This window comes from Citrobacter sp. CK198 (assembly GCF_030333295.1).
Taxonomy (GTDB): Bacteria; Pseudomonadota; Gammaproteobacteria; order Enterobacterales; family Enterobacteriaceae; genus Citrobacter_B; species Citrobacter_B koseri.
Window position 1 is genome coordinate 77484 of record NZ_JAOWGE010000031.1, and the last position, 15174, is coordinate 92657.

The 15174-nt window shown below is 53.4% G+C and carries 12 protein-coding genes and 1 tRNA gene; 8 read left to right on the top strand and 5 right to left on the bottom strand.

Translation table 11 applies throughout. The features are described 5' to 3' along the window. Positions 1-6: 6 nt before the first annotated feature. Positions 7-666, bottom strand: coding sequence for an FtsH protease modulator YccA (gene yccA / locus OGY62_RS12705; protein ID WP_012132952.1), 660 nt, complete (start codon positions 664-666; stop codon positions 7-9). Between the two features lie 370 nt (positions 667-1036). Between yccA and OGY62_RS12710 the strand changes: the two genes are divergently transcribed. Beyond that, positions 1037-1124: transfer RNA gene (locus OGY62_RS12710), tRNA-Ser, on the top strand. A 135-nt stretch (positions 1125-1259) separates the two neighbouring features. Here OGY62_RS12710 and pgtP read toward each other — a convergent pair. Continuing rightward, positions 1260-2651, bottom strand: a complete 1392-nt coding sequence (pgtP, locus tag OGY62_RS12715) for a phosphoglycerate transporter PgtP (RefSeq protein ID WP_024130464.1) — start codon at positions 2649-2651, stop codon at positions 1260-1262. Between the two features lie 394 nt (positions 2652-3045). Here pgtP and pgtC point away from each other — a divergent pair, with 394 nt between their 5' ends. The 7 genes from pgtC (at position 3046) to OGY62_RS12750 (ending at position 12169) form a co-directional block, all read left to right on the top strand. Continuing rightward, positions 3046-4278, top strand: coding sequence for a phosphoglycerate transport regulator PgtC (gene pgtC, locus OGY62_RS12720; protein WP_172962719.1), 1233 nt, complete (start codon positions 3046-3048; stop codon positions 4276-4278). A gap of 11 nt (positions 4279-4289) precedes the next feature. Continuing rightward, a complete protein-coding gene (gene pgtB / locus OGY62_RS12725) occupies positions 4290-6284 on the top strand; it encodes a two-component system sensor histidine kinase PgtB (RefSeq protein WP_371320446.1) in 1995 nt (664 codons plus the stop codon). After that, complete coding sequence (gene pgtA / locus OGY62_RS12730; RefSeq protein ID WP_286460043.1) at positions 6274-7521, top strand: two-component system response regulator PgtA; 1248 nt, start codon at positions 6274-6276, stop codon at positions 7519-7521. The genes pgtB and pgtA overlap by 11 nt, the downstream gene beginning before the upstream one ends. Positions 7522-7646: 125 nt before the next feature. Beyond that, positions 7647-8087, top strand: a complete 441-nt coding sequence (locus OGY62_RS12735) for a DUF2946 domain-containing protein (RefSeq protein ID WP_248623302.1) — start codon at positions 7647-7649, stop codon at positions 8085-8087. A gap of 84 nt (positions 8088-8171) precedes the next feature. Further along, positions 8172-10226 carry a TonB-dependent copper receptor gene (locus tag OGY62_RS12740; protein WP_115181745.1) on the top strand — a complete coding sequence of 685 codons (2055 nt, stop codon included), beginning with the start codon at positions 8172-8174 and terminating at the stop codon, positions 10224-10226. Between the two features lie 164 nt (positions 10227-10390). Then, positions 10391-10969 (top strand): PhoP regulatory network YrbL family protein, encoded by a 579-nt coding sequence (locus OGY62_RS12745; protein WP_012132942.1) that lies wholly within the window; start codon positions 10391-10393, stop codon positions 10967-10969. Between the two features lie 93 nt (positions 10970-11062). Next, on the top strand, positions 11063-12169 hold the full coding sequence (locus OGY62_RS12750; RefSeq protein ID WP_012132941.1) for an acyltransferase family protein: 1107 nt from the start codon (positions 11063-11065) through the stop codon (positions 12167-12169). A gap of 54 nt (positions 12170-12223) precedes the next feature. Here the strand turns inward: OGY62_RS12750 and OGY62_RS12755 are convergent, their stop codons facing one another. The 3 genes from OGY62_RS12755 to OGY62_RS12765 are packed head-to-tail and all read right to left on the bottom strand — an operon-like array spanning position 12224 to position 14933. After that, on the bottom strand, positions 12224-13090 hold the full coding sequence (locus tag OGY62_RS12755) for an ABC transporter permease (protein WP_115609407.1): 867 nt from the start codon (positions 13088-13090) through the stop codon (positions 12224-12226). Continuing rightward, positions 13062-13904, bottom strand: a complete 843-nt coding sequence (locus OGY62_RS12760) for an ABC transporter ATP-binding protein (RefSeq protein ID WP_047457691.1) — start codon at positions 13902-13904, stop codon at positions 13062-13064. Before OGY62_RS12760 ends, OGY62_RS12755 begins: the two co-directional genes overlap by 29 nt. A 21-nt stretch (positions 13905-13925) precedes the next feature. Then, a complete protein-coding gene (locus OGY62_RS12765) occupies positions 13926-14933 on the bottom strand; it encodes an ABC transporter substrate-binding protein (protein ID WP_012132938.1) in 1008 nt (335 codons plus the stop codon). Positions 14934-15174 lie beyond the last annotated feature (241 nt).

The window sequence follows — 15174 nt, forward strand, 5'->3', positions numbered from 1 at the left end:
TATATCTTAATCGCGGCTGGCGAAGCCCAGAATGCTCAGCAGGCTGACGAAGATATTGTACAGCGAGACATACAGGCTGACCGTTGCGCGAATGTAGTTCGTCTCACCGCCACGGATGATGTTGCTGGTCTCGAACAGGATTGCCCCGGAAGAGATCAGGATAAACACCGCGCTGATGGCCAGATGCAGCGCAGGCAGTTGCAGGAAGATATTCGCAACCATGCCAATCAACACCACAACGATACCCGCCATCAGCATACCGCCCAGGAAGGACATGTCTTTACGCGTTGTCAGGACATAAGCGGAGCAGCAGAAGAAGACCAGTGCCGTACCGCCCAGCGCCATGCCGATAACATCGCCCATACCCGCTGAGAGGTAGGCGTTGAGAATCGGGCCAAGAATGTAGCCCAGGAAGCCGGTAAAGGCGAACGCCGACAGGATACCGGTGGGTTTATTCGCCGTTTTATAGGTCAGGAACATCAGACCGTACATGCCTACCAGCGTCAGAATGAGACCCGGAGACGGCAGCATCAGTACCGTACTGGCGGTGGCGGTGATCGCAGAGAACGCCAGCGTCAGGCTCAGCAGGAAATAGGTATTGCGCAGCACTTTATGGGTGCTGAGTAGCGATGTGCGGTCGCGTGAAGAAGTAATAATACGATCCATGAGTCACTCTCTTATGACAGATGTAGTTAGCGAAAGAGGATAATAAAACCGCTGATAATCACACAGCGGTTTTACCCATCTTTACGCATTTGATCTCTAACAGGTTAAGCATGTTATTTCAGGCGTTGTCGCGAAACCCACCCGACATAAAACGTGACGGGGGAGAAGAGGCGGCAGTAAAGGTTGATGATGAGCGCATAACAAAAGAGGCGCAACGGAACATTTGCCGCCGGGCCTCTTTTTTATGCTGAATAAATGGTCAATTTGTTGTTATTTCAGGCTATTAACAGCTTTTTGCCTGTTTTTCAGGCAAACGAACACATTCGGGCTTTACACGGCGCATTGGGATGTTTATAGTGCGCCTCATTCCGGAAGTGTGGCCGAGCGGTTGAAGGCACCGGTCTTGAAAACCGGCGACCCGAAAGGGTTCCAGAGTTCGAATCTCTGCGCTTCCGCCAGATTAAACAAGGGGTTACCGAAAGGTAGCCCCTTTGTTTTTGTATCAAAGAATATCGTATCCCGCTTCTTTCAGATCATGCCGAACCCCGGATAACAAAAGCTATCCGGGGTTTTCTTTTCCCTGGTGTAGGTGATTATTGTGCGTCGGCCAGTGTTAAAGAGGCGTCTTCCTGCTGAGTGTTCTTACGCTGTTGCTCAAGTTCCAGCGCGCCGCGATGAGAGAGATAGCAGAACAGAATGCAGCAGACGATCCCGCCCATCAGCAGATAGAAACCGCCGTGCCAGCCCATTTTATCCACCATCACGCCAAACAGGCTGGTGCCTAACGAGGCGCCAAAGATGTAGCTCATAAATCCGCGTAAGCCAACGGCTGAACCTACGGCAAAGCTGGGAACAATTTCCATCGTCTGGACGGAGGCCAGAAACTGCGGGACGTAAATCAGGCAGCCAACAATCGCCGCGAAAACCGTCACCATCAGCAGAGATTCACTTTTCCAGTAACCGATCAGGCAGACGAAGATCAGCGCCATACAGATCATGGCTAACGGCATCCGACGCCCTTTGAACAGTTTGTCGGAGAGCCAGCCGGCCAGCAGGGTAGAAGGAATGGCCGCCCATTCAAAAAACAGGAAGGCGACGCTCATCTGTTCCTTGGAAAAATGTTTCACCGTCAGCAGGTAGATAGGCAACCAGCTGATCATGCCGAAGCGCACCATATAGACGAACACGTCCACAAGGGAGACATACCAGGCGTTTTTGTTACGCAGCACGTACGTGCAGAAGATCTGGAATGCGCTCATGTTCTCCGGCGCTTTTACGGCGTGTCTGGTCTTCAGCACCACTTTCTCTTCCGGCATCATCTCTTCCAGCGCAGGCAGGCCCTCCTCACGCGGCGAGCCTTTACCAAGCAGCAGTACAATCAGGGCGAAAACCACCGCCACGCAGGCCGGAACAATGTAGCTGGCGCTCTGCCAGTGTTCACTGCCGAGGATTGCAAACGCGGCACCTACGATCGGGGCGACAATCCCGCCGCCAACGTTATGCGAAATGTTCCAGAACGCCCCCACACGTCCACGCTCCCGACGCGGGAACCAGTTAGCGATAGTGATAAAAGAGGGGCCGACGCCCATCCCCTGAAACAGGCCGTTCAGGACAACCAGCGCAGCGAAGATCCAGAATGCGGTACTGAACCCCAATCCGACGTTTACGATAGCGCACAGCACCAGGCCGCAGGCCATAAAGACTTTCGGGCTGGCTTTATCTGCGAGGCTGCTCATGACGCCTTTGCTGATTCCGTACGCAATGAGCATACAGCTACTGAGCAAACCGATCTGCGTGGCGCTCAGGTCTAACTGTTCTTTCAGGTAAGGCGTGGATAATGTGAAGTTATTGCGCACAATATAGTACGCCAGATAGCCCAGAAATACGCTAAGCAGCGCCTGCATACGGTATCGACCATAAGTTGCCTGAATTTTCTCAGCAGGAACTTTATTCGCCGATGGCCCTGTTTTAAATATTGATAACATGTCGTCACCTGTATTTTATATTGGTATGAACATCAGGAGTATTCGGCATGAAGAGTGAAATAAGCGGCCATGAAACTCAAGTCGATGAAATGTGTCAAAATTGACTCAAAATGATGAATTGAAAGGTTATTTTTGACACGTTTTGAATGAGTGAAATGCGGCGTAATTAATCAGACGCTGGTTTTATGTCTGGCTTGTGCGGATATTAACAAATTCCACATTCATTATCTGGTAATCTTTGCTGGTATTTTCGGATGCCAGCACGAATATTTTTACGATAGTGGTTATTCATCCGCTAATTGTCACAAACGGGTAAGTTTTGTCTCAACGCTATTTTTTCGATATCTCAATATTTATGAACGGGATCACAAACATGTTTCTTCGTCGGGGCGGGATGGTTAGCAAAACGTTCGCGTTGCTGCTGCTGACCGCGTTGTTCAGACCCTGTGCGGCGCAAAGCAATGAACTGGTGATGGCGACAACATTTTCCCCCAGCGCCACCGCGTGGATTATCCAGCGCTGGCAGACGGAGCCGGGGTCGGTGATGATCCGCACGCTCAATCGCACCAGCGCCTCGCTGGAACAGTTGCTTGATACGGCAAATGCGGAAAACGTTGATCTGATTCTGACCTCGTCGCCGATGTTGCTTCAGCATCTTCAGGAACATCAAAAACTGGCGCCGTTCAACGGTGCGCCGTCAGTCAGTCAACATCTGGTGCCGGAATCCATCCGTTCAACCTCCGTTGCCGTGGCTATCTCGGGATTCGGTTTGCTGATTAATCGCTCGGCGCTGACTGCACGGCATCTGCCTTCGCCAACGGACTGGGACGACCTGACCGATCCCAGATATCAGGGGGCGCTGCTGATGAGCAGCCCATCGCGCTCGGATACCAACCACCTGATGGTGGAGGCGCTGTTGCAACAAAAAGGCTGGGCGCAGGGATGGGAAACGTTGTTGGCGAGTGCGGGAAACCTCGTGACGATTTCATCACGCAGCTTTGGCGTGGCGGATAAAATAAAAAGCGGGCTGGGCGTGGCCGGCCCGGTGATTGATAACTATGCCAATCTGTTGCTGAACGATCCTCATCTGGCCTTTACCTACTTTCCGCAGTCGGCCGTTTCGCCTACCTATGTCGCGGTACTCAAAAACAGCCAGCATGCCAGCGAAGCGCGGCGTTTTATTCGCTATCTGTTAAGCCCGGAAGGGCAGCGGATCCTCGCTGACGCCAATACGGGGAAATATCCGGTTACGCCGCTGGCGGCAGGAAACCCACGGGCAGCGCAACAGGCGGTACTGATGAATCAACCGCCGTTAAATTATCGGCTGATCCTGAAACGTCAGCGTCTGGTTCAGCGTATGTTTGATACGGCAATCAGCTTTCGTCTCGCCCAGTTGAAAGATGCCTGGCGAGCGCTGCACAGCGCGGAAGCCCGTCTTAAGCGTCCGTTGCCTGAAATACGCGCGCTGTTAACCCGTGTGCCGGTCGATCCGGCAAGCAGCGAAGATGAAGCCTGGCTGGCGCAGTTCGACAATAAGAGCTTTGCGGAGCAGCAAATGATGGAGTGGCAGATCTGGTTTCTCAACAACCAGCGTCAGGCGATCAATAAACTGGAAGAACTGAAATGAAGGGCGGGTCAATGCTGCAACGTCTGCGGCAAATCAGCATCAGCAGCAGTTTACGGGGCGCTTTCCTGATGGGCGCGCTGCTGACGCTGATAGTCAGCAGCGTCAGCCTCTATTCATGGCATGAGCAAAGCTCGCAAATACGCTATTCGCTGGATGAATATTTTCCCCGCATCCATTCTGCTTTTCTGATTGAAGGGAATCTCAATCTGGTGGTGGATCAGTTGAATGAGTTTTTGCTGGCGCCGAACACCACGGTGCGCCTGCAACTGCGCAACCAGATTATTCAGCATCTGGATAAAATCGAGCGGCTGAGCCAGGGGCTGTCACCCGCAGAACGCCAGCAGCTGGCGGTGATTTTGCAGGACAGCCGCGCGCTGCTGTCGGAACTGGATCGCGTGCTCTACAACATGTTTCTGGTACGTGAAAAGGTGGGGGAACTGTCTGCGCGTATTGACTGGCTGCACGACGATTTCACCACTGAACTGAATTCTCTGGTGCAGGATTTCACCTGGCAGCAGGGAACGCTGCTGGATCAGATTGAAGCCCGGCAAGGCGATGCGGCGCAGTATCTGAAACGCTCCCGTGAAGTACAGAACGAGCAGCAGCAGGTCTATACGCTGGCGCGCATTGAGAATCAAATTGTTGACGACCTGCGCGACAGGCTCAATGAACTGAAGTCTGGAAATGATGATGGCATGCTGGTTGAGACGCATATCCGCTATCTCGAAAACCTGAAAAAAACGGCGGATGAAAATATTCGTGCGCTGAATGACTGGCCGAGTACGATCACCCTGCGACAAACCATTGATGAGCTGCTGGAAATTGGCATGGTGAAAAATAAAATGCCGGACACCATGCGCGACTATGTCGCCGCGCAAAAAGCGTTAGTGGATGCCAGCCGTGCCAGAGAAGCGACGCTGGGGCGCTTCAGGACGCTGCTTGAGGCCCAGCTTGGCAGCAGTCACCAGCAAATGCAGATGTTTAATCAGCGTATGGAGCAGATTGTCCGCGTTAGCGGCGGGTTGATTCTGGTGGCGACGCTGCTGGCGCTGCTGTTGGCGTGGGTGTTGAACCATTATTTTATCCGTTCGCGGCTGGTGAAACGCTTTACCGCGCTGAATCAGGCGGTGGTGCAGATTGGTTTAGGGCGAACGGATGCCACGATTCCGGTGTATGGGCGGGATGAACTGGGGCGTATTGCGGGTTTGCTTCGCCACACGCTGGGGCAGCTTAACGCGCAAAAACAGCAACTTGAGCAGGAGATCGCCGAACGAAAAGCGATTGAGGCCGATCTGCGCGCCACCCAGGACGAGCTGATCCAGACGGCAAAACTGGCGGTGGTCGGGCAGACGATGACCACGCTGGCGCATGAGATCAACCAGCCGCTGAATGCGCTGTCGATGTATCTGTTTACGGCAGGACGGGCGATTGAACAGGGGCAGACGGAACAGGCGCGAACGACGTTAAGCAAAGCGGAAGGGCTGATTAACCGCATTGACGCGATTATCCGCTCGCTGCGCCAGTTTACCCGTCGTGCTGAACTGGAAACGCCGCTGCATCCGGTTGATTTGCGCCAGACGTTTACGGCGGCGTGGGAACTGCTGGCGATGCGCCATAAGCCTCAGCAGGGGGCGCTCGCGATACCGGATGAAACCGTTTGGGTCAGCGGTGATGAAGTACGCATCCAGCAGGTGCTGGTGAACGTGCTGGCGAATGCGCTCGACGCCTGCCCGAACGCGGCGGCAATTACGGTGAGCTGGCAAATTCAGGGCGACACGCTGTGCGTGTTGATTGCCGACAATGGCCCCGGCTGGCCTGCGGCCTTGCTACCCTCATTACTGAAGCCGTTTACGACCAGTAAAGATGTGGGGCTGGGCATTGGGCTTTCGATTTGTGTTTCGCTGATGACGCAAATGGAAGGCGCGTTGCGCCTGGCGTCCACGTTGACGCGAAATGCCTGCGTGGTGCTGCAATTCAATGTGACGGATGTAAAAGATGTTGAGTAATGAATGTTCGATTCTGCTGATTGATGATGATGCCGATGTGCTTGATGCCTATACACAACTGCTTGAGCAGGCGGGCTATTGTGTCTGTGTCTGCAATAATCCCTTTGATGCGCGGGAGTGGGTGCAGAAGGACTGGCCCGGTATCGTGTTGAGCGATGTCTGCATGCCTGGCTGCTCCGGCATCGATTTGATGACGCTGTTTCATCAGGATGACGAGCAACTGCCGATTCTGCTTATCACCGGGCATGGCGATGTGCCTATGGCGGTGGATGCGGTGAAAAAAGGAGCCTGGGACTTCCTGCAAAAGCCGGCAGACCCGGGCAAGTTACTCTCGCTGGTTGAGGCGGCGTTACGCCATAGGCAATCGGTGATAGCGCGTCGCCAGTACTGCCAGCAGAAGTTGCAGGTTGAGCTAATTGGGCGCAGCCAATGGACGCATCAGTATCGTCAGCGCTTACAGCAACTGGCAGAAACGGATATTGCGGTCTGGCTTTACGGCGAACCGGGAACCGGCCGCATGACCGGCGCGCGCTATTTGCACCAGTTGGGGCGTAACGCCGGGGGCCCTTTTATTTACTGCGAACTGACCCCTGACAGTGCCCAAAAACTTAATGAGCTTATCGCGCAGGTTCAGGGCGGGACGCTGGTATTAAGTCACCCGGAGAATCTGACCCGCGAACAGCAGCATCAACTGGTGCAGTTGCAGAGTCTGGAGCGGCGGCCTTTTCGCCTGATCGGTATCGGCAACGCTTCGCTGGTGGAACTGGCGGCCAGCAACCAGATTGTGGCGGAGCTTTATTACTGTTTCGCTATGACGCAAATCGCCTGTCAGCCCCTGTCACAGCGACCTGATGATATCGGGCCGTTGTTCCATCATTATTTGCAGAAAGCCTGTCAACGGCTGAATCATCCGGTGCCGGAGGTGGATAACGACCTGCTGAAGGGGATGATGCGCCGGGTGTGGCCGAACAACGTCCGTGAACTGGCGAACGCCGCCGAACTGTTTGCCGTGGGGGTATTGCCGCTCGCGGAAACGGCGAATCCACAGATGCACGTCGGTGAGCCGACGCCGCTTGACCAGCGGGTTGAAGACGTTGAACGGCAGATCATCACCGAAGCGCTGAATATCCATCAGGGGCGCATTAACGAAGTGGCAGAGTACCTGCAAATTCCCCGTAAAAAGCTCTATCTCAGAATGAAGAAATATGGCCTGAGTAAAGAGCACTATAAGTTTTAGCGCAGGTCAGGGAAGCGAGATGTGATGTGTGGGGCTATGAATCACCTGTTCCCCTGTAATTAGTTGTGATATTGCGAATGTAAATCAGTTACAATCTGGCAAACACCTCAACTCCGGGTAACGTTTTGCACGGGCGAACGCGAATCAACCGAATAACAGCATGGCTGGCATTATTTGCCGTCGCCATGTTGTTTATTGCGCCCGTTATTTCAAAATCAATTGCCCGCCAGGCCGACTGTGAGCACTCGTCGCACTCAATGGTGATGATGTCGTCAGGCTCGCACCATGACATGGCGGCTTCTGCACCGTGTGAGCCTTCTCTTTCGGTCGCTCACCAGATGATGTCCGGCAAAGCGATGTCGCCCGTGGAAGAGATCGTCTGCGGGTACTGTCAGTTGCTGGTACATCTGCCGTTTGTCCAGTTTGCGCTGGTGTTCTTGCTCTGGCTGTTGCTGCTGTTTGTTATCTGTTGTTCAGTACGGCCATTACACCTTTCCGTTATCTTCCGCCCGTGGGCGCCTCAGCGCGCTCGCGCGCCGCCTGCTGTATTTCCGTTTTCGTTTTAAACAATAAAAAAACAGACATTGCGTAGCGTTTTGCCCTTTTGACGGGCAATGCGTTGTTGCGCCTGAAAAACAGTAAGGAATGTTATGAAACGGCAATACTTCGGGCTTACTCCTCTGGCTTCTCTGGTTCTGATCGCGCTGACCGCAAAGGCGGCGTGGGCAAGCGAACAGCACGATCATGCAAAAATGGCGGATGATTCGGTAATGATTGTGACCGCGCCGGTCGCTTCTCCGCTGGAAATCGTCACGTCGCCAAAAACGCCTCGTCAGCCCGTTCCCGCCAGCGATGGCTCTGATTATCTGAAAACGATCCCTGGGTTCTCGCAAATTCGCAATGGCGGGACAAACGGCGATCCGGTCTTTCGCGGGATGTTTGGCTCTCGTCTGCGAATTTTGACCGATAACGGCGAAATGCCGGGAGCCTGCCCGGCACGTATGGATGCGCCGAGTTCTTATATCTCCCCGGAAAGTTTTGATGTGCTGACCCTGATAAAGGGGCCGGAAACCGTGCTCTGGGGGCCGGGTAACTCTGCGGGAACCCTCCGCTTTGACCGGGAACAGCCGCGTTTTGATAAACCCGGTATTCAGGGAACGGCCAGCGTCCTTGCCGCCTCGAATAACCGCTGGGATGAAAATGCGGACATCAGTCTGGGAAGTGAGGACGGCTATTTGCGGCTTATCGGCAACAAATCCCGGGCGGGTGACTACAAAGATGGCAATGGCGACCGCGTGCCGTCGAAATGGGATAAATGGAACGGCGATATGGCGCTGGGCTGGACGCCAGACAAAGACACGCTGCTGGAAATGACGGCGGGTAAAGGCGACGGTGAAGCTCGCTATGCCGGGCGCAGTATGGACGGCTCCCGCTTCAGGCGTGAAAGCCTGGGGATGCGGTTTGAGAAATCCGGCATCGGCGAGGTATTTGATAAGTTAGAAGCGAATATCTACTACAACTATGCGAATCACGTTATGGATAACTACTCGCTGCGCGCTCCCGGCATGAATATGTCAGGAAGCATGGGTTCGGCGATGGGTTCGGCAATGGAACACGGTTCTGCCATGCATTCGATGAGTATGCCAATGGCAATGCAGCTGGATCGCCGTACCGTTGGCGGACGGATGATGGGAACGTGGTTGTGGTCAGACTATGAGTTACGCAGCGGCGTTGATACGCAACTGAGCACGCATCGCAGTAAAGATGATGATCGCTGGGACAAAGACGCCCGTTTTCACGACTATGGTTTATTCAGTGAATTGACCTGGCTTGCGACGGAGCAAAGCAAAGTGACAGGCGGCGCGCGTCTTGATCGCGTGCTGGTGGACAATTTCACTGACACCGGCTCCTCGCAGCGCACTGATCTACTACCGGCCGGGTTTGTGCGCGTTGAGCATAACCTGGCGGAGACGCCCGTGATGTTTTACGCGGGGATCGGCTATACCGAGCGTTTCCCCGACTACTGGGAGCTTTTTTCTCCCACTTATGGCCCTGGCGGGTCGGCAGATGTTTTCGATAACGTCAAAACGGAAAAGACGACTCAGCTTGATATTGGCGCGCAGTATACCGGTAAGCGTCTTAACGGCTGGGTTTCTGCCTATATTGGCCGGGTTAATGATTTTATTCTGTTCCGTTACGACCCTCATCATCCCCGTATAAGTCAGGTTGATAACGTCAATGCGACCATCATGGGGGGAGAAGCGGGCATCGGCTATCAATTGACCGAAACATGGAAAACCGATGCCAGCCTTGCTTATTCCTGGGGGCGAAATACCGACGACCATCAGCCATTGCCGCAGATTCCACCGCTTGAAGCGCGCCTGGGTCTGACATGGGAACGCGGCGACTGGAGCAGTACCGGTCTGCTGCGTCTGGTCAGCAGCCAGCATCGCGTCGCGATTAACGAAGGGAACGTCGTGGGTAAAGATTTTGATAGCAGCGCGGGGTTCGCCATATTCTCCGCGAATGCGGCCTACCGGCTGAACAAGTCTGTGAAACTCAGCGCGGGCGTTGATAACCTGTTTGATAAAGCCTACAGCGAACACCTGAACCTTGCCGGTAACAGCAGCTTTGGTTACTCCGCGAATACGTCAGTGAATGAACCGGGAAGAACATTCTGGGGAAAAGTGAACGTGACGTTTTGATAGCCTTCCGGCGGACGTGAACCGTCCGCCGACTTCATGACTCATTGACCTGCCGTTTAGGTTATTAACATTAAACTGTCTCGGCTGTAACCAGGATATGACGTAACGCCATCTCTTCGTTTGCATGGGCCAGTCTGTTTTTTTCTTTTATGAGTCAACACTGTATGAAAAAGCTTACCTTGACCGAAAATGATTTACTGGCCAGAGGGAACGATCGTTACGTCTTTCAGCATCCGCACAATCATCAACTACTGATCAAAGTCGTCATCCCGAGCATTCCCAAATATAAAAGTAAGCTTCGTGAAGTCTATCGGGACGTCAAAGAGTGCAAGCCGCGCGACGAAACCGACTCGCTCTTCATCCAGAAAATTGAAGGGCTAGTGGAGACAGATAAAGGGATTGGGCAGGTTATCGTCAAAGAGCATGACCAACAGGGCAACATTGCCAGAACATTGTATGACCTTGCAAAGCACAACGAACTGGACGCAGAGAAATTCAGTAAGCTCAACGCTTTTTTAGCGTGGTTTATTCATACAGACGTCATTATCAACTCGCTGCATTGCAAAAATATTGTTTATGCCTGGGACGATGCTCGTCAGGAGTACCGCTTCAAAGTTATTGACGGCTTTGGGGATAAGACGCTCTTTCAGTTGAGCAAGTTCTGGAGCGTTATACGGGATAAAAACAAACTTAAGTGCCTCAGAAGGATGCTGAGGGATCTGCAAAGTATCACGCAAGCGTAATCTACACGTTATCCTTGAACAGGCCTGGTCATTTTCCCAGTATGCAACCGGACCTTTGTCATGTTGTCTGCTGGCTTGTTAACAAGAAAGAGTATGCAAACAACACGTAATTATTTTTTTGATATTCTCCGCATTCTGGCTGTACTGCTGGTTGTCACCTCGCATTACAGCTACATGTTCGATACCAGTACCGTGTTGACGTTCCCGCGCGAATACCTGACCGGAGGAATAGGGCGGCTGGGCGTCTCTTTCTTCTTCATGATATCCGGCGCGCTGGCTTACCTGTCGCTGCGTAAATACTCTGTGCAGGAGTATTACCTGAAACGCGTCTATTCGATCCTGCTTCCCTACAACATCGCTTATTTCTCAATGGCGATCCTGTTCCTCATCCTGAGCGTGTTTTTCCTCTATCCAGGCAATCCGCTGGCTGACGTGCTCGCCGGGAAGCGTGCATTTCACTCGCTGCTGCCTTCCGTTCTCGGGTTTGACCATTATCTGCACGGTGTCTACGACATTAATACCGCGTACTTCACCGGAGAGTGGTTTATTGGCTGTATTATCCTGCTGTACGCCGTTTCTCCGGTGATCTACTGGGCCATTGTCCGTTTTCCGGTCTGTACGATGCTGGCGGCGGTCGTCGTTACGCTACTGGCATATGATAAAAGCATCGTGAACCCTTACTGGTCAGCACAGGTTCGGGTGAGTGATTTTACCTTCGGGATGCTGTTCATACACTTTCAGCCGTGGTTCACGCGCTACCGTCTTCAGGCGGCGTCAGTCAGCTTGCTGCTGGTGGTTACCGGGGTGATTGTGGCGCATATCGATCAGCTACCGGTTCGGGAAGTGCTGTTTCCTCTGAAACCCTCAAGCCTGCTGTTTGCTGCGGCCTTCCTCTTCATTCTGCTGGCGGGATACCCGCTGATTCATCCCCTGTTTAATCTGGATCGCTTCCGGCAGGGGTTATCCAGCCTGGCGTCGCGGGCCTACATTATTATGCTGTTGCAGCATGTGGTGGTGATATTTGTCAGCGCCAATATCGATATGTCGGTACTGAATGCGACCCAGGCGGTGATGCTGTATTTTGGGATTCTGATTTGCATCGAAAGGCTGTCGTCTTTCATGAAACCGCTATCGGTAAAGTGTGAGCAGGTCTTGATCGCCAGAACGCCGTGGCTACGTGAAAAGCAAAAAGGGAACTAAGACCATTTCGCTCTAAGCCGGACAACGTCCGGCTGCAAAGAACGCGGGGAGGGGTTAACGCTGCATCCCCCAGCGTTTCACCGTGATCTTTTCCAGACTGGCGAATACCACGCCTTCCACCAGCAGGCCAATCGCGATTACCGTTAACAGTCCTGCAAATACCCGGTCGGTGAACAGCTCATTGCGATTCTGGAAGATATACCAGCCCAGGCCTCCTTCGCCGCTGGATGCGCCAAATACCAGTTCGGCGGCAATCAGCGTGCGCCAGGCGAACGCCCAGCCGATCTTGAGCCCGGACAGGATAGCGGGCAACGATGCCGGAATAAGAATCGTGATCACATAGCGTGGCCCGCTGAGGCCGTAGTTGCGCCCCGCCATGCGTAGCGTTTCCGGTACGCTGCTAAAGCCAGACCAGGTATTCAGCGCGATTGGCCACATCACTGAATGTATCAGCACAAATATCAGGCTGGCATTCCCCAGACCAAACCACAGCAAAGCCAGCGGCAGCAGCGCAATTGCCGGCAGCGGATTTAGCATCGCGGTTAATGTGCTGAGCAGATCGCGGCCAAACTGGGTGGTCACGGCCAGCGCGCTGGCAATCAGCGCCAGCGCACTGCCTGCCAGATACCCTTTCAACAGGGTACTGAGTGAGTTGACGATTTTTTCCGGCAGTTCGCCATTGCGCATGTCTTCGCTAAACGCCTGCAACGTCTGAAGTACCCCGGGCAACATCAGATCGTTTTGCTGGATGCGCGCGGCGATCTCCCATAGCGCCAGCACCAGGACGACAATCAGACACTTGCGCAGCCACGTCTGATTCCACAGGCGCTGGCTTAAAGGCAGCGGCGTTTCCACCGGCAGATTGCGCAGCGGCGGTAATTCGCGTTCGAATTCAGGACGAATGTACGGTGGCTGGGACATACTCTGGCTCCTCGCCGGATGAGTGAGACGGACTGTTCCCGATTGTCGGGAATAACAGACGGTGAATATGACGCGCAGCGTGCTGAAACGCCTCGCTGCCGAAATCATTAAGCGTGAACTGATGACAGTTAAGCTCCGCCCTGACGCGCCCTGGATGCGGCGAAAGCACCAGGATACGGCTGCCCACCACCAGCGCCTCTTCAATCGAATGGGTGACGAACAGCAGGGTAAAGCGCTCTTCTTCCCAGAGCGCAAGCAGTTCTTCCTGCATTGTGCGTCGGGTCAGCGCATCCAGCGCGGCAAAAGGCTCGTCCATCAGCAGGATGCGTGGTTTCATCGCCAGCGCCCGCGCAATGGCGACGCGCTGCTTCATCCCGCCGGAGAGCATATGGGGCATAGCGTCGGCAAATTCTGCCAGCCCGACTTTGTGGAGAAAATGCAGCGCCGTCTCTTTCGCTTGTGAACGACTGGCTTTCCGGCTGGCCAGCAGAGGAAACATGACGTTTTCCAGCACGGTTTTCCACGGCGGCAGTTGGTCGAACTCCTGGAATACCATCATGCGTTCCGGGCCGGGAGCGCTAACCGGCGTTCCCGAAAGTGAAATGTGGCCGCTGCGCGGGGCGAGAAAACCGCCTGTAGCTTTCAGCAGGCTTGATTTCCCGCAGCCTGACGGCCCAAGCAAAATAAAGCGGTCGCCAGGCCAGACATCAAAACTGACATCATGCGTCGCGCGCACTTGCCGTTCACGGGTACGGTATTCAATATCAACATTGCTGACCTGTAGCAGCGGGCCGTCGATTTGCTGAGTGACCATCAGAGCCTCCGGTGTCGCGGTTTAACTGCCTGGGTTTTCCCATGCTTCGTTAAAGAAATAGTCTTTCCAGGAGTCGGCCTTATTTTTCAGTACGCCAAGCTCATGGAGTTTTTCGGCATATACGCCAGTACGCTCAGGGAAAACCGTAAAGCTGATTTCTGGATCGTTAACAATTTTTTGTACCAGCGGTAAGGGCAGCCGCGATTTCTCGACGCGAATATACGTTTCGGCAGCCGCATTTTTGTCACGGTTAATGATATTTGCGGCTTCACTGAGGGCGCGATAAAACGCTTTATAGGTTTTTGGATTTTCATCATGGAATTTCTGGGTGGTATAGAGAACATTAAATGTCGCCTGCCCACCCAGCACATCATAGGAACTGAGCACTTTATGCACGTTGCTGTGCTCCAGCGCCTGATACTGAAACGGCGGGCTGGAAAAATGCGTGGTAATTTCCGAGCCACCGGCAATTAAGGCCGCGCTGGCGTCCGGGTGCGGTAAACTGACGCTAATTTTATCGAAGCGTTTGAAGTCCTGGTCGCCATATAATTTCGCCGTCTCGATTTGTAATGTACGAGACTGAAAACCGACCCCAGCCGCCGGAACGGCAATACGGTCTTTTTCGGTCAGATCTTTAATGCTTTTTACCGCCGGGTTATTACTCAATAAATAATTGGGCATCGATCCCAGCGAGGCTATCGCTTTCACATTTTGCTTACCTTTGGTGCGATCCCATAGGGTGAGTACCGGGGGAACGCCTGCTGACGCAACGTCCAGAGCGCCAGATAGCAACGCTTCATTCATCCCGGTTGCGCCTGAAATCGTGCGCCACTCTACTTTGATATCCAGCCCCTCTTTTTGCCCCTCTTTTTCGATAAGCTGCTGGTCTCGCACCACATCAAGAATTAAATAACCGATGCCAAATTGCTGCGCGATACTAATGTTCCCTTCCGCAAATGCCGACTGGCTGACTCCGCCAAGGGCGGAAAACGCCAGCGTCCAGGCAAATACCCTGTTTCTTTTATTCATATCTGTTCCCCAGAAAGGTGTTTCTCAGCAAAAAATCATGGGCAGAGGCGAGAGGGAAAGGAAATGATTTAAATGGCAATGAATATCAGGAAAATGAATAACGATATTCATGGCGTGTTAGTTAATAAGCGGAAAAGCTTAGTCATTATTCATGGTTATGTAACAAATACATCCTCGCTATAGTCGGACTCACCTCTTTAATAGCCCTTGCCATTGCAGGGGCAATGTCCGTGAGTAGAAT